The 23,679-nt window shown below is 70.5% G+C and carries 20 protein-coding genes; 8 read left to right on the top strand and 12 right to left on the bottom strand.

Going from position 1 to position 23,679, the window contains the following annotated elements; genetic code table 11:
• From ACIQI8_RS19495 to ACIQI8_RS19470, 6 genes are all read right to left on the bottom strand, one after another.
• Complete coding sequence (locus ACIQI8_RS19495) at positions 1-1,110, bottom strand: DUF4097 family beta strand repeat-containing protein (RefSeq protein WP_402351796.1); 1,110 nt, start codon at positions 1,108-1,110, stop codon at positions 1-3.
• A gap of 279 nt (positions 1,111-1,389) precedes the next feature.
• Entirely contained in the window at positions 1,390-1,569 is a 180-nt protein-coding gene (locus ACIQI8_RS19490; RefSeq protein WP_003992906.1) for a DUF6104 family protein, read from the bottom strand.
• Positions 1,570-1,896: 327 nt separating this feature from the next.
• On the bottom strand, positions 1,897-5,727 hold the full coding sequence (locus tag ACIQI8_RS19485) for a multifunctional oxoglutarate decarboxylase/oxoglutarate dehydrogenase thiamine pyrophosphate-binding subunit/dihydrolipoyllysine-residue succinyltransferase subunit (RefSeq protein ID WP_402351793.1): 3,831 nt from the start codon (positions 5,725-5,727) through the stop codon (positions 1,897-1,899).
• Positions 5,728-6,018: 291 nt separating this feature from the next.
• Complete coding sequence (locus ACIQI8_RS19480; protein WP_402351790.1) at positions 6,019-7,131, bottom strand: ATP-binding protein; 1,113 nt, start codon at positions 7,129-7,131, stop codon at positions 6,019-6,021.
• Complete coding sequence (locus tag ACIQI8_RS19475; protein WP_123997789.1) at positions 7,128-7,865, bottom strand: response regulator transcription factor; 738 nt, start codon at positions 7,863-7,865, stop codon at positions 7,128-7,130. The genes ACIQI8_RS19480 and ACIQI8_RS19475 overlap by 4 nt, the downstream gene beginning before the upstream one ends.
• A gap of 131 nt (positions 7,866-7,996) precedes the next feature.
• The gene (locus ACIQI8_RS19470; RefSeq protein WP_402351787.1) at positions 7,997-8,674 is read right to left on the bottom strand and encodes a spermidine synthase; all 678 of its coding nucleotides are present in this window, start codon (positions 8,672-8,674) and stop codon (positions 7,997-7,999) included.
• A gap of 180 nt (positions 8,675-8,854) precedes the next feature.
• Here ACIQI8_RS19470 and ACIQI8_RS19465 point away from each other — a divergent pair, with 180 nt between their 5' ends.
• Positions 8,855-9,613 (top strand): rhomboid-like protein, encoded by a 759-nt coding sequence (locus ACIQI8_RS19465; RefSeq protein ID WP_402351784.1) that lies wholly within the window; start codon positions 8,855-8,857, stop codon positions 9,611-9,613.
• On the opposite strand, the gene ACIQI8_RS19460 is transcribed toward ACIQI8_RS19465, so the two are convergent.
• Positions 9,603-10,244, bottom strand: a complete 642-nt coding sequence (locus tag ACIQI8_RS19460; protein ID WP_402351781.1) for a GNAT family N-acetyltransferase — start codon at positions 10,242-10,244, stop codon at positions 9,603-9,605. The genes ACIQI8_RS19465 and ACIQI8_RS19460 overlap by 11 nt on opposite strands.
• A gap of 272 nt (positions 10,245-10,516) precedes the next feature.
• Here ACIQI8_RS19460 and lon point away from each other — a divergent pair, with 272 nt between their 5' ends.
• Positions 10,517-12,937, top strand: a complete 2,421-nt coding sequence (gene lon / locus ACIQI8_RS19455) for an endopeptidase La (protein WP_402351778.1) — start codon at positions 10,517-10,519, stop codon at positions 12,935-12,937.
• 97 nt (positions 12,938-13,034) lie between these two features.
• Here lon and ACIQI8_RS19450 read toward each other — a convergent pair whose 3' ends face one another.
• Positions 13,035-13,871, bottom strand: coding sequence for a lysozyme (locus ACIQI8_RS19450; protein WP_402351775.1), 837 nt, complete (start codon positions 13,869-13,871; stop codon positions 13,035-13,037).
• 224 nt (positions 13,872-14,095) lie between these two features.
• On the opposite strand from ACIQI8_RS19450, the gene ACIQI8_RS19445 reads away from it, so the two are divergent.
• A complete protein-coding gene (locus tag ACIQI8_RS19445; protein WP_402351772.1) occupies positions 14,096-14,587 on the top strand; it encodes a MarR family winged helix-turn-helix transcriptional regulator in 492 nt (163 codons plus the stop codon).
• Positions 14,588-14,701: 114 nt separating this feature from the next.
• On the opposite strand, the gene ACIQI8_RS19440 is transcribed toward ACIQI8_RS19445, so the two are convergent.
• A complete protein-coding gene (locus ACIQI8_RS19440; protein WP_402351769.1) occupies positions 14,702-15,487 on the bottom strand; it encodes a protein phosphatase 2C domain-containing protein in 786 nt (261 codons plus the stop codon).
• A 415-nt stretch (positions 15,488-15,902) separates the two neighbouring features.
• Between ACIQI8_RS19440 and ACIQI8_RS19435 the strand changes: the two genes are divergently transcribed.
• Genes ACIQI8_RS19435 through ACIQI8_RS19415 form a run of 5 tightly spaced genes read left to right on the top strand, consistent with a single transcriptional unit; the run spans position 15,903 to position 21,569 of the window.
• On the top strand, positions 15,903-18,737 hold the full coding sequence (locus ACIQI8_RS19435; RefSeq protein WP_402351766.1) for a nitrate- and nitrite sensing domain-containing protein: 2,835 nt from the start codon (positions 15,903-15,905) through the stop codon (positions 18,735-18,737).
• Positions 18,734-19,255 carry a roadblock/LC7 domain-containing protein gene (locus ACIQI8_RS19430; protein ID WP_402351763.1) on the top strand — a complete coding sequence of 174 codons (522 nt, stop codon included), beginning with the start codon at positions 18,734-18,736 and terminating at the stop codon, positions 19,253-19,255. Before ACIQI8_RS19435 ends, ACIQI8_RS19430 begins: the two co-directional genes overlap by 4 nt.
• Positions 19,252-19,662: a DUF742 domain-containing protein gene (locus ACIQI8_RS19425; protein ID WP_402351760.1), complete on the top strand. Its 411-nt coding sequence runs from the start codon at positions 19,252-19,254 to the stop codon at positions 19,660-19,662. Before ACIQI8_RS19430 ends, ACIQI8_RS19425 begins: the two co-directional genes overlap by 4 nt.
• Complete coding sequence (locus ACIQI8_RS19420) at positions 19,643-20,287, top strand: ATP/GTP-binding protein (protein WP_123997779.1); 645 nt, start codon at positions 19,643-19,645, stop codon at positions 20,285-20,287. The genes ACIQI8_RS19425 and ACIQI8_RS19420 overlap by 20 nt, the downstream gene beginning before the upstream one ends.
• A gap of 25 nt (positions 20,288-20,312) precedes the next feature.
• Positions 20,313-21,569 carry a styrene monooxygenase/indole monooxygenase family protein gene (locus tag ACIQI8_RS19415; RefSeq protein WP_402351757.1) on the top strand — a complete coding sequence of 419 codons (1,257 nt, stop codon included), beginning with the start codon at positions 20,313-20,315 and terminating at the stop codon, positions 21,567-21,569.
• Here ACIQI8_RS19415 and ACIQI8_RS19410 read toward each other — a convergent pair.
• The 3 genes from ACIQI8_RS19410 to ACIQI8_RS19400 all read right to left on the bottom strand — a co-directional run bounded on the left by ACIQI8_RS19410 (position 21,539) and on the right by ACIQI8_RS19400 (position 23,675).
• The gene (locus ACIQI8_RS19410; protein ID WP_402351754.1) at positions 21,539-22,606 is read right to left on the bottom strand and encodes a C40 family peptidase; all 1,068 of its coding nucleotides are present in this window, start codon (positions 22,604-22,606) and stop codon (positions 21,539-21,541) included. The two genes, ACIQI8_RS19415 and ACIQI8_RS19410, sit on opposite strands and share 31 nt — an antisense overlap.
• A 102-nt stretch (positions 22,607-22,708) precedes the next feature.
• The gene (locus ACIQI8_RS19405; RefSeq protein WP_402351751.1) at positions 22,709-23,011 is read right to left on the bottom strand and encodes a hypothetical protein; all 303 of its coding nucleotides are present in this window, start codon (positions 23,009-23,011) and stop codon (positions 22,709-22,711) included.
• Positions 23,012-23,021: 10 nt separating this feature from the next.
• Positions 23,022-23,675, bottom strand: coding sequence for a TetR/AcrR family transcriptional regulator (locus tag ACIQI8_RS19400; protein WP_402351748.1), 654 nt, complete (start codon positions 23,673-23,675; stop codon positions 23,022-23,024).
• Positions 23,676-23,679: the final 4 nt, after the last annotated feature.

Here is a 23,679-nt window from a genome sequence, read left to right as displayed (position 1 = left end):
TCAGAGCACCTTCTTGTCGGTCGTACCGTCGGTCGGGGCGTCACTCGTGCCGTCGCCCGGACCGGAAACGGAATTGTCCCCCGAATTGCTGTCAGGTTCGGCCGACGGGTCGACGTCGTCGGTGGCGCCCTTGGTGTCGTCCGTGCTGTCGTCCTTGGTCAGCAGGTCGGCGTTCCGGGTCGTGTCACCGACTTCCGGAGCCGCATCCGAAGCCGCATCCGAAACCTTCGCCTGGAAGCCGTCAGCCTCCGCCTCGAAGCCGTCCGGCGTCGAGTCCCAAGGCCCGTCCTCGGGGCCGTCCTCCGTCGGCGGTCGTCGGAGCAGGGCGATGGAGCCCGAGACGGTGGTCGCCTTCAGACGGCCGCTGCCCGAGCCGAGTCGGCCGGTGATCCGCTTGGCGCCCCACTGGCCGCTCACCCGCAGGTCCTCGAAGGCGTTGGACACCGAGCCGCTCGCGGTGTTGGCCTCCACCTCCGCGTCCGCCGGATGCGGCAGCCGGATGGCGATCTCGCCGGAGACGCTCGTCAGGCTGACGTCGGTCGGGCGCCCGGCCGGGTCGAGGTCGACGATCATCGAGCCGCTCACCGACTCCGCCTTGACGGAGGAACCCGCGCCCTCGACCACGGTCAGATCGCCGGAGACGGAGTTGAAACGGAGGTCGCCGCTGAGCGCCTGCGCCTCCACGTTCCCTGAGACGGTGTCCGCGCGGACCGGGCCGGTGAGCCGTACCAGCGTGGTGTCACCGGTGACTCCCTTGACCTCCGCGCGCCCGTCGAGCCCGGAGACGACGGCCGCCGCACCGACCACGCCCACCTCGACGCGCGTGTCCGCCGGAACGGCCAGGGAGACGACGGCGGAGCGCCGCCACCCCTTGCGGTCGAGCCACTTGAGGAAGCCCTTCCAGGGCAGGTCCTCGTAGGCGACCGTGAGGGTGCCGTCCCGCTGGGTCACTGTCAGGGGAGGTCCCTCGATCCGGGAGACCTCCAGGCGGGCGGAACCTTCCTCGGTGCCCACCACGTTCACCGTTCCGTTGACGACTCGCACGTGCAGCTCTCGCACGGGCTCGTCGAACGTGAGCTTCCGCGGCTCTGCGACGGACCACTCGGACATGTTCCTGACCTCCCCGTCCTGACGCGCCATATCGCGTCTTCCGCTATTCACGATATATCGCGGTCGAGGAAAGTCAAGACACCCGTTCGGGAGATATGGGCTTCCTAGGGGCCTTGGGAGACGCCCTCGTGAGGGTCTCGAAGTGCATCCGAAGGTCGCCCGAAGTGCCCCCGGAGCCCTGCCGGTGAGGACTGGAGCGGCCTCGCCCACTGCGGAGACGCGGAAGCCGTTGCTGACATGCGGAAGGCGCCCCGAAAGGCGCCTTCGCGGAACGAACCTCTACTCGTCGTCCTCGTCGTCCAACCGGGCCAGCCATGTCGCCAGCCGCTCCACCGGCACCTCGAAGTCCGGGTTGAGATCGACGAACGTCCGCAGCTGCTCGGCGAGCCACTCGAAGGTGACTTCCTCCTCGCCGCGCCGCTTCTCCAGCTCCTCGATGCCGCGGTCGGTGAAGTACATGGATCGTGCTCCGTGGGTTCGTCGAAGGGGTTGGCACACTCCCGCGCGGGAAGACCCCTCTTCCTGGTGGGAGGGAGAAATACGGTCTTCCGACAGGGAGGCCCGTGAGAAACCAGGATAGGCGCAGGAAGAACCACGGGGACTCGGGGAACGGTGAACGCGAGGGCGCGGGAACATCAACTGCCTGCGCAACCTGCGCGAGCGGGCGCACGCCCGCCACCTCGTCGAGCCCGGACTCCTTCGAGCCCGTCCACGCCGAAGGGCCCGCCCCCGGATCGCTCCGGGAACGGGCCCCTCAGTCACACGTGTCGAAGCCTGTTCACAGGCTCACGCCTCGAACACCTCACGCACCAACTGCTCCTGCTCCGACTGGTGCCGCTTCGCCGAGCCGACCGCCGGGGACGACCCGTGCGGGCGGGAGATGCGCCGCAGGCGCTCGCCGTGCGGGACGTCCGCGCCGACCGCGAGGTCCAGGTGGTCGATCAGGTTGAGGGCGATGAACGGCCAGGCACCCTGGTTCGCCGGCTCCTCCTGGGCCCAGAGGTACTTCTCGACGTTCGGGTACTTGTTGACCTCCGCCTGGAGCTCGGCACCCGGCAGCGGGTACAGGCGCTCCACGCGGATGATCGCCACGTCCGTGATGCCGCGCTTGGTGCGCTCGGCCTCCAGGTCGTAGTACAGCTTGCCCGCGACGAAGACGACCTTGCGGACCGCGGCGGGGTCGACCGCCGAGTCGCCGATGACCGGGCGGAACTGACCCGACGTGAACTCCTCCGTCTTCGACGCGGCGGCCTTGAGGCGCAGCATCGACTTCGGGGTGAAGACCACCAGCGGCTTGTGGTGCGGGTTGTGCACCTGCCACCGCAGGAGGTGGAAGTAGTTCGACGGGAGGGTCGGCATCGCGACCGTCATGTTGTTCTGCGCGCACAGCTGGAGGAAGCGCTCGACACGGGCCGAGGAGTGGTCCGGGCCCTGGCCCTCGTAGCCGTGCGGGAGCAGGAGCGTGACGCCGGACGTCTGGCCCCACTTCTGCTCCGCCGCCGAGATGTACTCATCGACCACCGTCTGCGCGCCGTTGACGAAGTCGCCGAACTGCGCCTCCCACATCACGAGCGCGTCGGGACGGGCGAGCGAGTAGCCGTACTCGAAGCCCATGACCGCGTACTCGGACAGCAGGGAGTTGTAGACGTTGTAGCGAGCCTGCTCCTCCGCGAGGTACTGCAGCGGGGTGTACTCCGCGCCCGTCTCACGGTCGATGAGGACCGCGTGCCGCTGGCCGAAGGTGCCGCGCTGCGAGTCCTGGCCGGACAGCCGGACCGGGGTGCCCTCCAGCAGGAGGGAGCCGACGGCCAGCGTCTCGCCCATGCCCCAGTCGATCGTCCCGTCCTCGACCATCGCCGCCCGGCGCTGCAACTGCGGCAGCAGACGCGGGTGTACGTGGAAGTAGTCCGGGATGTTGACCTGGGACTCGGCGATCCGCTTGACGGTCTCCGCGGAGATCGCGGTGTTCACCGCGACCGGGAACTCCGCCTGCGGGTCCGAGATCGGGCCCGCGCTCGGCTGGGCGGTGACGGCCTCGCGGACCTCCGTGAAGACCTTCTCCAGCTGGCCCTGGTAGTCCTGGAGGGCCTGCTCGGCCTCTTCCAGGGTGATGTCGCCGCGACCGATCAGGGACTCGGTGTAGAGCTTGCGCACCGAGCGCTTCTTGTCGATCAGGTCGTACATCAAGGGCTGGGTGAAGGCCGGGTTGTCCGACTCGTTGTGACCGCGGCGGCGGTAGCAGATGAGGTCGATCACCACGTCCTTGTTGAACGCCTGACGGAACTCGAAGGCCAGGCGGGCCACGCGGACCACGGCCTCCGGGTCGTCGCCGTTCACGTGGAAGATCGGGGCCTCGATCATGCGGGCCACGTCCGTCGCGTACATCGACGAGCGCGAGGACTCCGGGGCGGCGGTGAAGCCGACCTGGTTGTTGATGACGATGTGGACCGTGCCGCCGGTGCGGTAACCGCGCAGCTGCGACATGTTGAGCGTCTCGGCCACCACGCCCTGGCCCGCGAAGGCCGCGTCACCGTGCAGGGCGACCGGCAGGACCGTGAAGTCCGTACCGCCCTTGTTGATGATGTCCTGCTGGGCGCGGGCGATGCCCTCGATGATGGGGTCGACCGTCTCCAGGTGGGACGGGTTCGCGGCCAGCGAGACCTTGATCTGCTCGCCGTCCAGGCCGGTGAAGGTGCCGCTCGCGCCCAGGTGGTACTTCACGTCGCCGGAGCCGTGCATCGACTTCGGGTCGAGGTTGCCCTCGAACTCGCGGAAGATCTGCGCGTACGACTTGCCGACGATGTTGGCGAGCACGTTCAGCCGGCCGCGGTGGGCCATGCCGATGACGACCTCGTCCAGGCGGGACTCGGCGGCCGAGTCCAGCACCGCGTCGAGCAGCGGGATGACGGACTCGCCGCCCTCCAGGGAGAAGCGCTTCTGGCCGACGTACTTCGTCTGCAGGAAGGTCTCGAAGGCCTCCGCCGCGTTCAGGCGGCGCAGGATGCGCAGCTGCTCCTCGCGCTCCGGCTTGGTGTGCGAGCGCTCGATGCGGTCCTGGATCCACTTGCGCTGCTTGGGGTCCTGGATGTGCATGAACTCGATGCCGGTGGTGCGGCAGTACGAGTCGCGCAGCACGCCGAGGATGTCGCGCAGCTTCATCAGGGACTTGCCCGCGAAGCCGCCGACCGCGAACTCGCGCTCCAGGTCCCACAGGGTGAGCCCGTGCTCGGTGATGTCCAGGTCGGGGTGCTTGCGCTGGCGGTACTCCAGCGGGTCGGTGTCGGCCATGACGTGGCCGCGGACCCGGTAGGAGTGGATCAGCTCGAAGACACGGGCGGCCTTGGTGACGTCGTCGTCGTGGCTGGCGTCGATGTCCTTGAGCCAGCGGACCGGCTCGTAGGGGATGCGCAGCGCCTCGAAGATGTCGTCGTAGAAGCCCTGTTCACCGAGGAGCAGGTTGGCGACGATCCGCAGGAACTCGCCGGAGGCGGCGCCCTGGATGACCCGGTGGTCGTAGGTCGACGTGAGCGTCATGACCTTCGAGATGCCGAGCTTGTTGAGAGTGTCCTGGCTCGTGCCCTGGAACTCCGCCGGGTAGTCCATGGAGCCGACGCCCATGATGACCGACTGGCCGGGCATCAGACGCGGCACCGAGTGGACCGTGCCGAGGCCGCCGGGGTTGGTCAGGGAGACCGTCACGCCGGTGAAGTCGTCCATGCCCAGCTTGCCGTCACGGGCACGGCGGACGATGTCCTCGTAGGCCTGCCAGAACTCGAAGAAGTTGAGCGTCTCGGCCTTCTTGATGCCCGCGACGACCAGCTGACGGTCGCCGTTGGGCTTCACCAGGTCGATGGCGAGGCCGAAGTTGATGTGCTCCGGCTTGACCAGGGTCGGCTTGCCGTCCTTCTCCGCGAAGGAGTGGTTCATCGACGGCATGGCCTTGATGGCCTGCACCATCGCGTACCCGATGAGGTGCGTGAAGGAGATCTTCCCGCCCCGGGCGCGCTTGAGGTGGTTGTTGATGACGATGCGGTTGTCGAAGAGCAGCTTCACCGGGACCGCGCGCACGGACGTGGCCGTGGGCACCTCCAGCGAGGCGTTCATGTTCTTCGCGACGGCGGCGGCGGGGCCGCGCAGCGTCACCAGCTCCGGGCCCTCGGCGGGCGCGGCCTGCGCGGCCGGCTTGGCCGCGGCGGGCTTCGCCTGAGCCGGTGCCGGAGCAGCAGCGGCCGGCTTCGCGGCCGGGGCCGCGGCAGGCGCAGGAGCCGCGGCCGCGGGCTTCGGGGGCGCGGGGGCCGGCGCGGGAACCGCCGGGGCGGCCGCGGCCGGAGCGCTGGGCGCCGCCGGAGCGGGAGCCGGAGCCGGGTTCGTCGGGGTGGTCGCTGCGGCCCCCGCGGCCGCAGTGCCCGCCGAAGTCGGGGCGGCAGCGGCGCCCGGCTTGTAGTCGGCGAAGAAGTCCCACCAGGCTCGGTCCACCGAGTTCGGATCCTGGAGGTACTGCTGATAGATCTCGTCGACGAGCCACTCGTTGGGGCCGAACGCGGCAGCGGGGTTCTTCCCCGTTGCTTGGTCGGACTCGGTCGAGATGGTCGAGTTACTGGGGGACTGTGACGACACGGCGGCAACCGCCCTCTTCCGCTTCACAAGGTGATGGACAGCGGGAATTAAGGCTACGCCCCCCTGACCGCGAAGGTCAGGCCGGGCCGGTTCATCGTCGTGTAAGTCACACCGGAAATCGTGTTTCGGGCCGTGAAATGGCGGGAAACAAGCGTGGTTCCGCTCCGGAACGGGGTGGCCGGAACGCGCGAACGCAGGCCCTGCGCACTGAACGGGCGGGCCTGTCGCAGATCACACGTGCCCGTCAGCGCGGACGCACCTGGATCTTGAAGTTCCGGATCGGACTTTACGTCAACTTGGTACGGAAGTCTCTCCCGGAAGGGTGACGAGGATCCGGCACCCCCGCTCGGATTCGGCCACTCCGATCCGGCCGCCGTGCAGATCCACGGCCCAACTGGCGATCGCAAGACCGAGTCCCGTACCCCCGTCGCTGCCCGGACCCTTGGAGGTGCCCGCGCCGCCCCGGTTGAAGCGTTCGAAGACCCGGTGCCACTCGGAGCGCGGGATGCCAGGACCCTCGTCCAGGACCTCCAGCTCCAGCGACTCCGGCAGCGTCCCGCGCCGCGCCTTCACGATCACCCGGCCGTGCGCCGGGCTGTGCTTGACCGCGTTGTCGATGAGATTCGCCACGACCTGGTGGATCCGCTCCGGATCCGCGTGCGCGGTCAGCTCCGGCGGCGAGACGTCGAGGTGCAGATGGACGTCGGTACGGGTGTGACTCCCGGAGCCCGAGGCGATGCCCGCGCGCGCGGGCACGGCCATGTTGGCCTCCTTCAGGACGCCCGAGAGGTACGGCCACACCTCGAACCGCCGCTTGCGCAGCGGTACGACGCCGTTGTCCAGGCGGGACAGGTCGAGCAGCGTCTCCACCAGCCGCCCCAGGCGCTCCGTCTGCTTCAGGGCCGTGCGCATGGTCTCGGGGTCGGCGGGCGAGACGCCGTCCACGATGTTCTCCAGGACCGCCCGCAGGCCGGCGATGGGCGTGCGCAGCTCGTGCGAGACGTTCGCCACCAGCTCCTTGCGCTGCCGGTCCTGGGCCTCCAGCTCGTCGGCCATGACGTTGATCGTCTGGGCCAGGTCACCGAGCTCGTCGCGCCGGTTCTCGCGCACCCGGCGGGTGTAGTCGCCGTGCGAGATGGACCGGGCGACCGTGTTCATGTCGTCCAGCGGGGCGGTGAGCGAATGGGCCACGAACTGCGTTATCAGCAGTGTGGCGATCATCGAGAAGACCGTGATGAAGCGGAGTTCCGTCTTGGTGTGCACCGCGATCATGGACAGACCGGTGGTGATCAGCACCGAGATGACGACGAGGCCGCCGAGCTTGGTCTTGATCGAGAACGGGCGTACGCCGCCCCAGGGCTCCTCCCCGGGGCTCCTCCGTGCGGTCGGCCGCCCGTCGCTCATGGCGTCGGTGTCTCCAGCGCGTAGCCCACACCGTGCACCGTGCGGATCCGCTCGGCGCCGATCTTCCGGCGCAGCGCCTTGATGTGGCTGTCGACGGTCCGGGTGCCGGAGGCGTCCGCCCAGTCCCACACCTCGGCCAGCAGCTGCTCACGGGAGAGCACCGCGCGCGGGGTGTTGGCCAGGCAGACCAGCAGGTCGAACTCGGTGGGGGTGAGGTGCACGTCCTCGCTGCGCACCCGTACCCGGCGCTGTGCGTGGTCGATCTCCAGCTCGCCCAGGCGCAGGATGCCCGAGCGCGGGGTGGACGCGGCCACCACGGCCCGCTCCACCCGGCGCAGCAGGACGTGCACCCGCGCGGCCAGCTCGCGCATCGAGAACGGCTTGGTCATGTAGTCGTCGGCGCCGACCCCGAGCCCGACCAGCATGTCGGTCTCGTCGTCGCGCGCGGTCAGCATCAGCACCGGCACCGGGCGCTGGGCCTGCACACGTCGGCAGACCTCCAGGCCGTCGAAGCCGGGCAGCATGATGTCGAGGATCAGCAGATCGGGCTGCCAGGCCTCGGCCGTGTCGACGGCCGACGGGCCGTCGCTCGCGGTCTGCACGACGAAACCTTCGGCGCGCAGGCGGGCCGCGATGGCGTCGACGATCGTCGGGTCGTCCTCGACCACCAGTACCCGGCGCTGTGCGCCCGGGGTCGTCGCTGTGCCGTTGTGTGCGGTGTGTGTCTGCTCCATCGCCCGCCCCTGAGTTGCTTTCCGGAATCCGTGGGGTGATCCCTTGGCTGCCCATGCCTGGGCATGCTTGCGATTGACGCTTGAATGATCCGCGCCAGGGCAGCAGGGTACGGGGAGTAACGGTGCCACGGCTATCCAGGTCGGACAGCGAGGTGCACGACGTCCGGAACTCCCCGGGCAACCGGGATCTCTTCGGTACGCACCCGTTGGAACCCGGCATTCCGCAGTGTTCCTTCAAATTCCGGAGAGGGCTGCGCGGACCACACCGCGAGCACCCCACCAGGCCTCAACACCCGTGCGCAGCCTGCGAGTCCGGCCGCCGAGTAGAGCCCGTCATTGCCCTCCGTGACGGTCCAGTCCGGGCCGTTGTCGATGTCCAGGCACAGCGCGTCATACGTGTCGCACGTCTCATTGACGTGATCGAGCAGGTCGGTCTCGGTGATGCGGGTGCGCGGATCGGCGATCGCCCTGTCCGAAATACCGGACAGCGGCCCGTCCAGATGCCAGTCCACGACGGCGTGCTCCCGCTCCACGACCGTGATCGCGCCCCAACGCGGGTTCGCTGCCGCGTGTGCGAGCGAGAAGCCGACGCCGAGCCCGCCGATCAGCAGCTCCGGCCGCTCCCGGCCGTCCAGCGCGGAGAGCGCCGCGTCGACCAGCAGCCGCTCCGAACGGCCGTCCGAGGTGTCCATCAGGAAGCACCCGTTGGCGATGATCTGCAGCAGGTCGCCGTGCCGACGCAGCACGACCTCGCCGTACGGTCCCTCGCGCCGGTCCAGGACCACTGGGCTGTCATAGAAGGCGGTCATCAGCCCATCCTGCACGAACTCGGCTTTACGGCCACGGGAATGAGGGGTTGACCACCCATGGCCGCCGGACGCGCCGGAAGCTTGAGAGCTTCCTGAGAATCACCCCCCACGTGGCGCTCGTCATAGACAGGGGGCCCCGGGGCGTCGAAGGCTGGGACGAAACGGAAGGAGTGCCTCACCGTGGATCCCGCCCCACCGGCCGACGCGAAGGCCTCCGGCCTGCTGGACGGAGTACCGAGGCAGCGGAGCCGCTGTGCCGCGTCCGCCGGTGACATGCAAGGAACGCCGGCAGCGACACCCCCGGCGCAAGCCCTTCGCGTCCCGCGCGTCCTGCGTCTCCTCCCCACCCCCACCGGCACACCGTTCACCTTCGGCTTCGCGGTGGTCCTCGCCCTCACGTCGCTGATCGTCGCCGACGCCGCCCCCTCTCTTGTGCACGCCCTCCACCAGGGCTCCAGCACGGACGTGGACCACCTCCTGCGGACGCCGGTGTTCGTGCTGCTCACCAGCGCGCTGTGGATCGCGGGCGGGATCGTCACGCCGTACGCCGTCCTCTTCCTGCTCGTCCTGACCGCGCTGGAGCGACGGATAGGCGGAGCGCGTACGGCGGTCGTCTTCCTGGCCGGCCACGTCCTGGCGACCCTCGCGACCGAGGTCCCGGTGGGGCTCGCGGTGCTGGTCGGGCACCTTCCGGACAGCTCGCTGCACCGGATGGACTACGGGATCAGCTTCGGCGTCGCCACGAGCGTCGGTGCTCTGGCCGGACTGGTGTCCCCGTGGGTGCGATGGCCGTTGCTCGTGCTGTTCGGCGGCTCGCTGATCGAGGACTTGATCGAGTTCACGGATCCTCTGACGAACTGGGGGCATGTGATCTCGCTGGCCATAGGGGTGGCGATGTGGCCGGTGGTTCGACGATGGCGGGGAACCCTCAGCCGGTGAACTTGGCGCTCGTCAGGAGTGCGGTCGTGGTCCAGCCGAGGTGTTCGTACAGTGCTCGTCCGTCGGGGGTGCCCGCGAGGACGCCTGTCCGTGCGCCCTGTTCGGCCGCGGTCGCCTGGAGGGTGCGTACGACGAGGCCCCCCAGGCCCTTGCGGCGGTGGGCCTCGGCGGTCTCCACCCGGTCCACGACGGCCGTCGCCCCGCTGACGCCGACCTGCCCGCGGGCCGCCAGAGCACCGTCCGGGGCCGTCACCACTGCCTGGGTGACCGGGCCGCGGCTCCAGGTGCGCAGCCGGTAGCCGTCCGGCGCGGCCGGCGGCGCGTCCCGAGTCAGGGGCACCGACATCAGGAACCCAGGCTCCGGGTCGATCCACCACCCCGGGCCCAGCCACCCCCGTACCAGCGCCGGATCCGCGAAGACCTTCAGCCAGACGCCGTAGCCCGTCACGGAGTCCGCCACCTTCCGTACGACGGCTTCCTCGACGTCGGCGCCGATGTCCCCCAGCACCCTCCGGGAGACCTGCTCGACCTGCCCCACGTCGACGCTCCACCCCCACGGTTCTTCGACGGGCGGGGCTGCTCCGCGAGACAGAACCCATCCGTCCACCCAGGCGCGCACGAGGTCGTTCACGTTTCGTCCTCCAGTAAGGATCGATCAAGCACTCAGAGTATTACGCAACCCTGGACCGGCGACACCCCTCAAATGCGGCCCGGCACAAACTCAGCCCGTCCGGCGTTTGAGGACGAGGCCCCTTAAGGGCCGAAGGGGGGTCTGGGGGCGCAGCCCTCAGTAAACGTCCAGCTCAACGCCGGTTTGCTCACAGCGAACAGTGGACCGGGAACATCCGCGAAGCGCCACGCATTGAGTCGGCATAGCTCAACTTGAATGCCGAAGGGGAGATCATGGCTTCGACGTCCACACCGCTCACCCTGCCCGTGCTGCCGCTCGACGGCGAGGTCGTGCTGCCCGGCATGGTGGTTCCGCTGGACCTGAACGACACCGATGTACGTGCCGCCGTGGAGGCCGCGCAGGCCGCCGCCCGCAACGAGCCAGGAAAGCCGCGGGTGCTGTTGGTCCCACGGATCGACGGGACCTACCCGAGCACCGGCGTGCTCGGCACCGTGGAGCAGGTCGGCCGGCTGGCCGACGGTGACCCCGGTGCCCTGATCCGCGCCCGCGGACGGGTCCGGATCGGCGCCGGTACCACCGGACCGGGTGCCGCCCTGTGGGTCGAGGGCACCCGGATCGAGGAGACCGTGCCCGAGCCGCTGCCCGGTCACGTCACCGAACTTGTGAAGGAGTACAAGGCCCTCGCCACCGCCTGGCTGCGCAAGCGCGCCGCCTGGCAGGTCGTGGACCGCGTCCAGGCCATCGACGACGTGGGCCAGCTCGCGGACAACTCCGGTTACTCGCCGTTCCTCACCACCGAGCAGAAGATCGAGCTGCTGGAGACCGGCGACCCGATCGCCCGCCTCAAGCTCGCCACCCAGCAGCTGCGCGACCACCTCGCCGAGCAGGACGTGGCCGAGACGATCGCCAAGGACGTCCAGGAGGGCGTCGACAAGCAGCAGCGCGAGTTCCTGCTCCGCCGCCAGCTGGAGGCGGTCCGCAAGGAGCTGCGCGATCTGAACGGCGAGCAGGAGGGCGAGGAGTCCGACGACTACCGCGCCCGCGTGGAGGCCGCCGACCTGCCCGAGAAGGTCCGTGAGGCCGCGCTCAAGGAGGTCGAGAAGCTGGAGCGGTCCAGCGACCAGTCCCCCGAGGGCTCCTGGATCCGCACCTGGCTGGACACGGTCCTCGAACTGCCGTGGAACGAGCGGACCGAGGACGAGTACGACATCCGGGGCGCCAAGGCGATCCTCGACGCCGAGCACTCCGGCCTGGAGGACGTGAAGGCGCGCATCACCGAGTACCTGGCGGTGCGCAAGCGCCGTACCGACCGCGGTCTGGGCGTCATCGGCGGCCGGCGCGGCGGTGCCGTCCTGGCCCTCGTCGGCCCGCCCGGCGTCGGCAAGACCTCGCTCGGCGAGTCCGTCGCGCACGCCATGGGCCGCAAGTTCGTCCGTGTCGCCCTCGGCGGTGTCCGCGACGAGGCGGAGATCCGCGGGCACCGGCGTACGTACGTCGGCGCGCTGCCCGGCCGGATCGTCCGGGCGATCAAGGAGGCCGGTTCGATGAACCCGGTCGTCCTGCTGGACGAGATCGACAAGGTCGGCTCGGACTTCCGCGGCGACCCCGCGGCGGCCCTGCTGGAGGTCCTGGACCCGGCGCAGAACCACACCTTCCGCGACCACTACCTGGAGGTCGAGCTCGACCTGAGCGACGTGGTCTTCCTGGCGACGGCCAACGTGCTCGAAGCCATCCCGGAGGCCCTCCTGGACCGGATGGAACTGGTCCGGCTGGACGGCTACACCGAGGACGAGAAGGTCGTCATCGCCCGCGACCACCTGCTCCCGCGCCAGCTGGAGCGGGCGGGTCTGAACGAGGACGAGGTGGTCATCGACGAGAGCGCGCTGCGCAAGCTCTCCGGTGAGTACACGCGCGAGGCGGGCGTCCGCACCCTGGAGCGCTCCATCGCACGGCTGCTCCGCAAGGTCGCGGCGCAGCACGAACTGGGCGAGCGGGAGCTGCCGTTCACCGTCACGGACGCGGAGCTGCGCGACCTGATCGGCCGCCCGCACCACGTCCCGGAGTCGGCGCAGGACCCGGCCGAGCGCCGTACGGCGGTCCCGGGTGTCGCCACCGGCCTCGCGGTCACCGGAGCCGGCGGAGACGTCCTGTTCGTCGAGGCGTCCCTCGCGGACCCGGAGACGGGCGCGGCGGGTCTGACCCTCACCGGTCAGCTGGGCGACGTGATGAAGGAGTCGGCGCAGATCGCGCTGTCCTTCCTGCGCTCGCACGGAGCCGAACTGGAACTGCCGGTCGCGGACCTGAAGGACCGCGGCGTGCACATCCACTTCCCGGCGGGCGCGGTCCCCAAGGACGGCCCGAGCGCCGGCGTCACCATGACGACGGCCCTGGCGTCGCTCCTGTCGGGGCGGCTCGTCCGCACGGACGTGGCCATGACGGGCGAGGTCTCGCTGACCGGCCGGGTGCTCCCGATCGGCGGCGTCAAGCAGAAGCTGCTGGCCGCGCACCGGGCGGGTGTCACCACCGTCATCATCCCCAAGCGCAACGAACCCGACCTGGACGACGTCCCCGCGGAGGTCCTGGACAAGCTCGACGTCCACGCCGTGACCGACGTCCGGCAGGTCCTGGAACTGGCCCTGTCGCCGGCCACCAACGGCGCGGAGACGGAGTCGGAGGTTCCGGTGGCGGCGTGACGGACGGCATCGGATAGGGGAAGGCCCGGGTCCCGTGAGGGAGGCCCGGGCCTTTTTCTCGCGCCTTTTTCCTGCGCTCTCCTATGCCGTGCGCGCCTCAGCCGTTGGCCAGCGCCACCACCCGGTCGAGGGCCCCATTGAACTTGTCGTGGTCGCCGACGGTCGGTCCGGACGAGGTGTACTGCCACATCGTGTAGTAGCTCCAGCCGGCCGGCAGCGTCCCCGGGGCCGTGGCGTACCGGGCGATCCAGAGCGGGTTGGCGGTGGCGAAGCCGGCGTAGTTCCCGGTGCACTGGGTCCACCAGCTGGTCGCCGTGTAGATGACGGCGTCACGGCCCGTGCGGGCCTTGTAGGTGTTCAGGAAGTCGGCGATCCAGCTGACCATCGCGGCCGTGGTCTTGCCGTAGCAGGCGGCGCCGTAGGGGTTCCACTCGATGTCGAGGACGCCGGGGAGGGTCCTGCCGTCCCGGGACCAGGCGCCGCCGTGGTCGGCGAAGTAGTTGGCCTGGGTGGCGCCGCTGGTCGTGTCGGGGGTGGCGAAGTGGTACGCGCCGCGGATCATGCCGACGTCGTAGGAGCCGTTGTACTGCTGGGCGAAGTAGGGGTTCGTGTAGTACGTGCCTTCCGTCGCCTTGCTGTACGCCCACCGGACCCCGCTGCTCCACAGGGTCGCCCAGGCGACGTTGCCCTGGTAGCCGGAGACGTCGACGCCCTCGGTCTGGGTGGCGTCACCGGGAACCGGCGTGCCGGCGCTGCCGTCGTGGGAGAGGACGCCGATGCCCATACGGGCGGAGCCCCGGGCGGGGGTGTCGGCGGCGGAGGCCGGGACGGCGAGCACGACGGTGAGGGCGGCGAGCAGGAGTCCGGCGAGGAAGGTGAGGACGGTGGGGGAGAGGTGTCCTGGGCGGGCCGATCCGGGTCTGTGCACGGGCATGGCGTGCCTCCGAGGGAGAGGTGGGGGGAACGGCCTCTGCTGGCGTGAGCATGCCAGTCAAGGGCTGACGGAGACGCTACGCAGCTGGACGAGCAGGTGGGAAGAGGGGCCAGAGGCTGCCGTTGGTCTAGCCCTGCGAAATACTTGCCGAGCTGCGGAGACGACAGTGTTCGGCGGAAACTTTCAGGACCGGGAAACCCCGGAACAGCAAGGCAGGGGCTGACGTGGACGAAGGCACAATCGGTGACGAACACCGTGTGGAGGCACAGGCGGCACCGAGCGGCGCCGACCAGGAGTACCTGTCCCTGGAGCGCGAACTGACGGTCCTGCTCCGGCGCGCCCGGGCCAGTCAGGGTGAGATGGCCCGCGAGGTCCACCCCGACCTGGAGACCGCCGCGTACGGCCTCCTCGTACGCCTCGACGAGCGCGGCCGGCAGCGGGCCACCGAACTTGCGGCCTACATCGGCGTCGGCAAGGCCACCATGTCCCGCCAGCTGCGCGCCCTGGAGGAGCTCGGCCTGATCGCCCGCGAGCCCGACCCCGCCGACGGCCGCGCCTGGCTGGTCGACCTCACCGAGGAGGGCCGCGGCCGGGTGGCCAAGGTCCGCGACGCCCGCCGCGCCCGGTACGTCAGCCAGCTCGCCCACTGGGACCGGCGGGAGGTCTCGGAACTGGCGCGGCTGCTGGCGCAGTTGAACCGGCAGGTGGAGAAGTAGCGCCCGGAAACAGGAGCCGGGGGCGGCGCCCGGAATCAGGAGCCGGGGGCGGCACCCGGAATCAGCGCCCGCGTACCGCGACCACCCCCGCACGGGTTCTTCCCGCCGTCCCCCTCACACCTCCGCGAACACCACCGTCGCGTCGTCGTGGGTCTTGCTCCGCCGCAGGAACACCCGCTCGGTGTCCGCGACTTCGAGGGCCCGCACCCGGGCGACCAGGGCCGCCGCCCCCTCCTTGCGGACGAACCTGAAGCAGTCCTCCCAGTCGCCCTCGTGGAACTTCTCCACCCAGCGGGTCGCCCCGTCGGTCAGGGCCACCAGGGTGCGGACCTCCGCGCGGGGGAGTGTGCCGGTCACCGCGCGCCCGGCCACCGAGGGATCCGTGGCCGCCGTGAAGAAGCCGCCCTCCTTGTTGCGGACCGCGGAGTCCACCAGCGCGTCCGTGGCCAGGGCGGAGCGGGGGAGGCGGGCGATGCGGTCGTCGAGGAGAGGGGTGACCGAGCCCGCCGGGGACTCGACCAGGAGCGCGGAGTCCGACAGGACCAGGTACTCGACCGACTCGGCCGACCAGCGGGCGAGGACCACTGTGGCCTGTGGGGTGCGTGGGTGAGAAAGGTCACAGATGTCCGCGTGGGCCGCCGCGGTGCGGGTGATCGCGCGGGACAGGGCCTCGGTGAGCGGAACATCCGGGAGGGAAACGGTCAGTTCGGTCAGCGCGCCACCGAGCCGGGCCGTGAACCAGGGGACGGAATGCAGACACCCCGTGCCGTCCCTCGGCGGTGTCACCCCGTCCAGGACGACCAGCGAGCCACCCTGGCCGGAGGCGGGCAGCGTGACGCTCGCGAAGTCCTCGTTGGGGCGGGCCGGATCGCCGGGTTCCGATACAAGTTCCGTACGCATCCGGCCAGTCTGCACGACGTCTTCACAGGCTTCACCAAAGGCTGGCACCGGTCGCGGAGTTGACACACCCGCGCAGGTCAGAAGCCAGTTTTGGGGTGGAATCCGATGATCGCGGAACGCGTGGCGGCACATAGTGCCACCGCCCGCCGCGGACGTCCAACCGGCCCGCCGCGGGCGGCCGTTCGAAGTGCCGGAGGAACTTGCCCGCCAACTCCCCTCCGATGTTCACTCCTTCGGGTGGCGGGTCCGGTGATGCGCGACCACCGCCCACCGGCATGGGAGGGTCGGGGACCGGTGGGGACACCCCCTGCGCCCGCTCGGCCGGGACCATGGGGGAGGGTGTACGCACAGTCGGCGGGAAGTGGCGGAACGTCACCCGGCCCTTGGGTATCACGAGTCAGGAATGCGAGCACCGGTGCAGAAGACGCGGCCTCGTCGCACAGGCAAGCAGACGGCCTCCACAGGGAGCGCGGAACGCGCCCCCGAGACCGTCACCGGCAAGGGCCGCCCCACCCACGTACGCAACCGGCTGATCGTCGCCGTGGCGGTCGTGGCCGCCGCCGTCGCCGGGGCCGGGGCGCCCACCGTCCTCACCGCGTCCGGGCAACTGAGCGACTCCCAGGACCTGGTGACGTTCGCCGAGCAGACCCAGGACGCCCTCTCGCTGGCCCACTCGCTCGCCGACGAGCGCGACGAGGTGACCTCGTACATCGCCGCCGGACGGCCCAAGTCCAAGGCCCCCTCCGAGGACAGCGGCACCCGCGTCGACCGTCAGGTCCAGGATCTGCGCGCCGACACCGACCTGCCCGCCGCGCTCCGCACCGACCTCGACGGCATCGCGCCCCTGCGCCGCGCCGCGCTCACCGGGCAGAGCAGCGCCCTGGAAGCGCACAACGCCTACTCCGCCGCGATCACCGAACTGCACCGACTCGCCGAGGAGTTGGCCGAGCGGATGCCCACGCGCGCGAGCTCCGGCGGGTACGCCCTCGCCGAGCTGGACTCCGCCGTCCAGCAGGCCGCCGCCGCCCGCGGACTGCTCCTCGCCGCGCTGAACGTGCCGCGCAGCACGCAGAGCGCCGTCGACCCCGTCACCGGCCTGCCGACCACGACGACCACCTCCTCGGCCGCCGACACCAAGACGCGCGACGCCCTGACCGCGGCCGCCCAACAGGCCCGGCTGCGCTCCGACTCGGCCCTCGCCGACTTCCGCGACACCGCGCCCAAGGCCGCCCGCGAGTCCTACGACTCCACGGTCACCGGCGCCGAGGTCAACTCCGCCGAGAAGTACCTCGCCACCCTCACCGACCAGCCCACGCTGACCGACGACGAACTGTCCACCGGCGTGAAGAAGGCCGACGCAGCGCTCTCCGCCCGCGTCGACCTGATGCGCGGCGCCGAGTCCGGCCTCTACGAGCGCCGCAGCAAGGAACTCGCCCAGCTGCGCGACGACGACGTCACCGCGCTGGAGATCCGGATCGCCGCCCTCGGCGCGCTGGTCCTGCTCACCATCGGCGTCGCCACCGCGATGGCCCGCACCCTCACCCGGCCGCTCTCCGTGCTGCGCCGCGGCTCGGCCCGCCTCGCCCAGGCGGAGAACCCGGCGGCCGAGGAACCCATCACCTTCACCGGCCGCAACGACGAGTTCGCCCAGGTCGTCCGCTCCGTCAACGCCCTGCACGCGCACGCGGTCGCCCACCACGAGCGCGTCACCACTCTGGAGTCCGACCGCAAGCACCTGGTCGGCCAGCGCCAGCGGATGGCCGACGCCCGCGAGGAGCTGCGCACCGAAGTCGCCGACGCGGCGGGTCAGTTGGAGCGCCTGCGGGCGAGCATCGGCTCCACCTTCGTCAACCTCGCCCTGCGCACGCTCGGCCTGGTGGAGCGTCAACTCACCGTGATCGAGAGCCTGGAGGAGCGCGAGCAGGACCCCGACCGGCTCTCCACCCTCTTCAAGCTCGACCACTTCGCCACGGTCATGCGCCGCCACAGCGAGAACCTCCTGGTCCTCGCCGGCACCGAACACGTCCAGCAGAGCGCGGGCCCGGTCCCGCTCGTGGACGTCGTACGCGCCGCGGTCAGCGAGATCGAGCGCTACGAGCGGGTCCGCATCGCGGCCCTCCCGCCGCACGCCCATGTGGCCGGCTTCGCCGCGGACGACCTCTCCCACCTGCTGGCCGAACTCATGGAGAACGCCACCTCGTTCTCGCCGCCGGACCGCCCCGTCGAGGTCTCCGGCTGGCTCCTGGAGAGCGGCGAGGTCATGCTCTCCGTCCAGGACGAGGGCATCGGCATGGCCCCCGAGCGCATGACCCGCCTCAACACCCGCCTGGCCGAGTTCGACCCGGACTCCCCCTATGACCAGGAGGGCGAGGACGGCCTGGGCCTCGGCCTCTACGTCGTCGCCCGCCTCGCCCACCGCCACGGCACCCGAGTCCAACTCCGCGAGCAGAAGCAGGGCGGAGTGGCAGCGGTGGTGGTGGTCCCGAGCCCTCTCCTGGCCGCGGCCTCCACGGCAGCGGTCCCTTCCGCCCCGGCCAAGTCCCCGGTCCCGGGCGGCACCCACACCTTCTCCCTCCCGGGCGCCGACGCCGAAGCCAACTCCAACGTCCTCCACACCCGCCCCAAGCCGGACGACCCCCTGGTCGAACTGGCGGAGAAGGCGATGGAACACGCGGAGACGGGTACGGAGGCGCATGCGCAGGCGAGTACGGAGCCCCCGGAGCGCCCGTCGGAAATGACGATGGAGTTGCTGGTCCCGACCCCGACACCGTCACCGGATTCGCCCACGCCTCCCGCGCACCCGTCGTCCGCCGCTGCCCCCGCCCACCACCCGTCGGCCGCCGATGGCGAATTCGCCCCACAGGGGCCACCCGCACCCGGCGACGAAAGTCGCACGGGTGGTGCGGGTGGGAGCAATCCCGCCGAAGGCGAAGCCGAGGCGGACCACACCCGCACACCCGACGGCCCCGACGCGGACGAAGACCCCGTCACAGCCAAGGGCCTACCGAAGCGCACCCCCAAAATCACCGCCCCCACCCACACCCCACGCCAGCGAAGCACCGGCGTCGACCCGGAAGCCCTCCGCAGGAGACTCGGCGGGTTCCGCCAAGGCGCCCAGGCAGGCCACCGAGACGTACAGGCGGAGATCGCCGAACAGGCCGAACAGGCAGGCCAGACCAAGCAACCGGCCACCGGATCACCCACATCCGACGCAGCCACGGGGGGCACAGTCGAGGAGGCAAGCAGTTGACCGCGCCCAGTACCTTCGGACTGAGCAGTGAAGCCCGAAACCTGCACTGGCTACTGACCAACCTGGTCGAAGAGGTCCCCGGCATCCAGTCCGTCGCGGTCGTCTCCTCCGACGGCCTGCTCCTCCTCTCCTCCGACCCGGGACGGAACACGGAGGCCAGGGAAGCCCTGGAGACCAAGCGCACCGGACCCCGCGGCTCCGCCGCCGACCTCGCCACCATCGTCTCCGGCATCGGCAGCCTCACCGTCGGCGCCGCGAAGCTGATGGACTCGGGCCCGGTGAAGCACACGATGGTCGCGATGGACGAGGGCAGCCTCTTCGTGATGTCGATCAGCGACGGCTCACTGCTCGGCGTGCACGGCTCCGCCGACTGCGACATGAGCGTCGTGGCGTACCACATGGCACTCTTCGTCGGCCGGGCCGGCCACGCGCTGACGCCCGAACTCCGCAGCGAACTGCGGAAGTCCATCGAGTCCGAGGAATCCGAGGGGTCCGAGTCGACGGGGAGCACCCGATGAGCAGCGAGCCGAAGAAGCTCCCGGTACGCGGCGGCGAGCGCAAACCCGCCCGCGTCCGTCCCTACTCGCTCACCGGCGGGCGTACCCGCTTCGGTCACGTACTCCTCGTGGAGACGTTCGTCGCGGCGCTCGAAGCGCCCGAGGAGCGCAAGGAGTTGACGAATGGTTCCCTCAACACCCGGGTCATGCCGGAGATGCGGGCCATCGTCGAACTGTGCCGCCGTATGCGCACGGTGGCCGAGATCGCCGCGCTGCTGAAGATGCCGCTCGGTGTGGTCCGCGTGCTCCTGAGCGATCTCGCGGACCAGGGAAAGATCCGTGTGTACGGCACCGGTACCGGTCACGGTACGGGCCGTCCCGACCGCGCTCTGCTGGAAAGGGTGCTGAGTGGACTCCGTCGTCTCTGACGCCGCCGCCTCCTTCGGCGTCACCCCGCTCCCCGATGACGAGGAGCACCTGCGGTCCTGGCAGACGGACCGCACCCGTGCCCCCGTGGCCACGAAGATCGTGGTGGCGGGCGGCTTCGGCGTCGGCAAGACGACGCTGGTCACCGCCGTGTCGGAGATCACGCCCCTGCAGACCGAGGCGCTGATGACCGAGGCGAGCGAGGAGACCGACGATCTCTCCGGCACGCCCGGCAAGTCGACCACCACGGTGGCCATGGACTTCGGCCGCCTCACGCTCGACGACGACCTGGTGCTCTACCTGTTCGGCACGCCGGGGCAGCAGCGGTTCTGGTTCATGTGGGACGACCTGGTGCGCGGCGCGATCGGCGCGGTCGTCCTCGCCGACACCAGACGCCTCAAGGACTGCTTCCCCGCGCTCGACTACTTCGAGAGCTGCGGGCTGCCGTACGTCGTCGCGGTCAACCACTTCGACGGCAGCGAGCGGTTCGAACCCGAGGACGTACGGGAGGCGTTGACGATCCCCGCGCACATACCTGTAATGATCATGGATGCGCGCCGGCGGATCTCGGCGATCGAGACCCTTCTGTCCCTCGTCGGCCACGCCCTGGACGTCACCCCCGAGTGACCGCCCTTTAGGAGACACCACCCGCATGCGGAAGATACTCGTCGTCGGAGCCGGCCAGTCCGGCCTCCAACTCGCCCTCGGACTCCAGTCGAACGGGTACGAGGTCACCCTGATGTCGAACCGGACGGCGGACGAGATCCGCTCCGGCCGGGTCATGTCGACGCAGTGCATGTTCCATACGGCACTGCAGCACGAGCGCGATCTCCAGCTGAACTTCTGGGAGTCCCAGGCCCCGAAGATCGAAGGACTCGGCGTCTCGGTCGCGGCCCCCGGCTCGCACGACCCCGGTCCGACCCAGCGGGCCATCGACTGGGTGGGCAGGCTCGACGGGTACGCGCAGTCGGTCGACCAGCGGGTGAAGATGGCCGGCTGGATGGAGACGTTCGCGCAGCGCGGCGGCCAACTGGTCATCCACGGCGCGGCGGTCTCCGACCTCGACTACTTCGCCCGTACCTACGACCTGGTGATGGTGTCGGCGGGCAAGGGCGAGCTGGTCTCCATGTTCGGCCGGGACGCGTCCCGTTCGCCCTACAGCGAGCCGCAGCGGGCCCTGGCCGTCTCCTACGTCCACGGCCTCGGCCCGCGTCCGGAGCACCCGGAGTTCGACGCGGTCCGCTGCAACCTGGTCCCGGGTGTCGGCGAGTTGTTCGTCATGCCGACGCTCACCACCTCCGGCCGCGCGGACATCCTCTTCTGGGAGGGCATACCCGGCGGCCCGCTCGACGTCTTCAACGGCGTCAAGGACCCGGCCGAGCACCTCTCCCTGACCCTGGAACTCATGGAGAAGTTCACGCCGTGGGAGTACGCGCGGGCCACGAAGGCCGAACTCACGGATGCCGGTGGCACGTTGGCGGGCCGGTACGCGCCGACCGTCCGCAATCCGATCGGCAGGCTGCCCGGCGGGGGCCTGGTCCTCGGCGTCGCGGACGTCGTCGTGGCGAACGACCCGATCACCGGCCAGGGCTCCAACTCCGCGTCCAAGTGCGCGGCTTCGTATCTCGCCTCGATCCTCGACCAGGGCGAGAAGGAGTTCGACGAGGAGTGGATGCGGGCGACGTTCGAGCGCTACTGGGAGACGGCGCGGCACGTCACGAAGTGGACGAACGCGATGCTGGCTCCGCCGCCGGAGCACATCCTCAACCTCATCGGTGCGGCAGGGCAGTTGCAGCCCGTCGCCGACCGGTTCGCCAACGCGTTCAACGACCCGGCCGACTTCGAGAACTTCTTCTACGAGCCGGAGAAGACCAACGCCTACCTGGGCTCGGTCGCGGGCGCGGCCTGAACCTCGTCCGGACGTACTGCTCCCAGGATCGGGAACGACGCCACCGGGGAGACCTTGATCTTCTCGCCCGTCCTGGGGGCCTGGATCATCAGGCCCTCGCCCAGGTACATCGCCACGTGGGTGGCCTCGGGGAAGTAGATCACCAGGTCGCCCGGGCGGAGTTCCCGCAGCGGGATCCTCGGCAGCTGGGCCCACTGCTCCTGGCTGGTCCGGGGGATCGGGGCGCCCGCGTGGGCCCAGGCCTGGGACGTCAGGCCCGAGCAGTCGTACGTCTTCGGGCCCTCCGCGCCCCACTCGTACGGCTTGCCCAGCTGCTGCACGGCGTACCGCACGGCCCGGTCGCCCTCGCGTGAGGGTTCGTGTTCGTCGCTGAGGGCGCCGGACGCGACGAGCTGCCGCTGGGCCCTGTCCGCGTCCTTCTCCTCCAACTCGGCGATGTCGGCGAGCTGTTGGGGGGAGAGGGCGACGAGCAGTTCCTGTACGTCCTTGAGGCGCCCCAGCACCTCGTCGCGGTCCTTCTTCTGGCGTGCGGCGAGGGAGAGCCGGTCGTCGAGGGCCTTGCGGGCCTTGCGGGCCAGTGCGTCGGCCTTCTTCTCGGTGCCGGTGAGGCGGCCGAGGGTCTCGGCGCGTTCCCGGGAGACCTGCTCGATCACATGGCCCTGGTCGAGGGCCTGTTGGGGGTTGCGGGCGAGGAGCAGACGGACGTACGGGGAGATGTCGGTGCTGTTCTGGTACTGCTGTCGGGCGAGCCGGCCTGCCGCGCCCCGGCTGTCGTGCAGCGAGAGGCGGGTGCGGGCGAGCTCGCGGTCGAGGCGGTCGACCTCGGCGTGCTGCTTGCGCAGCCTCTCCTCGGTGGCGTTGTACGTCTCGGTGGCCTGTTCGGCCTCCCGGTACAGCTTCTGAAGGTCCGTCAGCAGCTGGGAGACGGGCCGCTCACCGGGGTCGGGCTCGGGCACGGCCGCCGCGGGCAGCGGCGCCAGGACGGTGCCGGCCGCCACCGCCGCCGTACACACCAGACGCAGAAGCCTTCCTGACACGTCATCACCTCCGGTGCGGGCAGCCCCTCTGCCCCGCACCGTGAGCTTCAGACGCGGACGCGGACCGCGCGCGCCGGGTGTGGGCGGCTTGGCCCAACCTCGTCACCCGTCGGTGTCGTCCGGCTTGCCGCCCGGCGTGGCGTCCGGCTTGGACCAGGGCCACCTGAGCCTGTCGGTCGCCCTGCCCTCGGGGTCGTACGCGTACTTCCAGCCCTTCTGCAGGCCGAGCCGCTTGCTGAAGCCGCGCGGCACGCGGCGGTAGACGTGGACCGTGGGCGGGCCGCCGGCCGCGTCCGGGACCGGGATGCGGTAGGTCCTGGGCGGGTGCCCGGTGGCGCCGACCAGGACCGGCAGCACCCGGCCGTCCATCGGGCCGCCCTCGAAGGGGGTGTCTTCGCTCTTCACGGCACCAGTGTCAGACACCCCCGGCCAGCGCCTCGACCAGGGCCGCGGTCTGCGGGTCCCGGTTCGCGGTCACCGACAGGACGGCCGCGAACTGTTCCACCAGCCAGTCCCGCAGCTCCTCCACCGGCGGCTGCTTGCCCTCGTCCAGCCAGATCAGGGAGGCCGCCTCGACCGCCGTGATCCACATCCGTACGGTCATCCGCAGCGGCAGACTGGGATCGGCGACGCCGAGGTGGCTGAGGATGTGCTCGGCGGCGGCCCTGCGCACGCCGTCCACGATGGCGGTCGTCCGGGACGTCGAGACCACGCTGCCGCCCTGGAGCAGCGCGCTGAAACCGGCGTCGTGCTGGTCGACGAAGGCGAGATACCGGTCCAGGGCACGGGACAGGCGGGGCAGCAGGTCGCCGTCGCGGGGCTCGTCGAAGCACTGCCGGAGTTCGTCGGCGGCGGACCTGAGGGCGGCCTCGTAGAGCTGCTGCTTGCCGCCCGGGAAGTACCGGTAGACCAGGGGGCGGGAGACTCCGGCCGCTTCCGCCACGTCGTCGAGGGACACGTCCTCGGGGACGCGGTGCGCGAAGAGGGACAGCGCGGCGTCGAGGAGCTGACTGCGCCGCTCCTCGACACTGAGCCGACGGTAGGCGGGGGTGGCGGCGGGCGGGGTCATGCCT

It is taken from the genome of Streptomyces sp. NPDC092369, from assembly GCF_044755245.1.
Taxonomy (GTDB): Bacteria; Actinomycetota; Actinomycetes; order Streptomycetales; family Streptomycetaceae; genus Streptomyces.
This window is presented reverse-complemented; position numbering and strand designations above follow the sequence as displayed.

What these genes read in the sequence shown, in the direction of transcription:
- ACIQI8_RS19470 (WP_402351787.1), bottom strand. Translation starts at nt 8,674, where the DNA reads ATGACCGCCTTCTATGACAGCCCAGTGGTCCTGGACCGGCGCGAGGGA.
- ACIQI8_RS19425 (WP_402351760.1), top strand. Translation starts at nt 19,252, where the DNA reads ATGAGCAGCGAGCCGAAGAAGCTCCCGGTACGCGGCGGCGAGCGCAAA.
- ACIQI8_RS19490 (WP_003992906.1), bottom strand. Translation starts at nt 1,569, where the DNA reads ATGTACTTCACCGACCGCGGCATCGAGGAGCTGGAGAAGCGGCGCGGC.
- lon (WP_402351778.1), top strand. Translation starts at nt 10,517, where the DNA reads ATGGCTTCGACGTCCACACCGCTCACCCTGCCCGTGCTGCCGCTCGAC.
- ACIQI8_RS19450 (WP_402351775.1), bottom strand. Translation starts at nt 13,871, where the DNA reads ATGCCCGTGCACAGACCCGGATCGGCCCGCCCAGGACACCTCTCCCCC.
- ACIQI8_RS19440 (WP_402351769.1), bottom strand. Translation starts at nt 15,487, where the DNA reads ATGCGTACGGAACTTGTATCGGAACCCGGCGATCCGGCCCGCCCCAAC.
- ACIQI8_RS19415 (WP_402351757.1), top strand. Translation starts at nt 20,313, where the DNA reads ATGCGGAAGATACTCGTCGTCGGAGCCGGCCAGTCCGGCCTCCAACTC.
- ACIQI8_RS19475 (WP_123997789.1), bottom strand. Translation starts at nt 7,865, where the DNA reads ATGGAGCAGACACACACCGCACACAACGGCACAGCGACGACCCCGGGC.
- ACIQI8_RS19400 (WP_402351748.1), bottom strand. Translation starts at nt 23,675, where the DNA reads ATGACCCCGCCCGCCGCCACCCCCGCCTACCGTCGGCTCAGTGTCGAG.
- ACIQI8_RS19495 (WP_402351796.1), bottom strand. Translation starts at nt 1,110, where the DNA reads ATGTCCGAGTGGTCCGTCGCAGAGCCGCGGAAGCTCACGTTCGACGAG.
- ACIQI8_RS19480 (WP_402351790.1), bottom strand. Translation starts at nt 7,131, where the DNA reads ATGAGCGACGGGCGGCCGACCGCACGGAGGAGCCCCGGGGAGGAGCCC.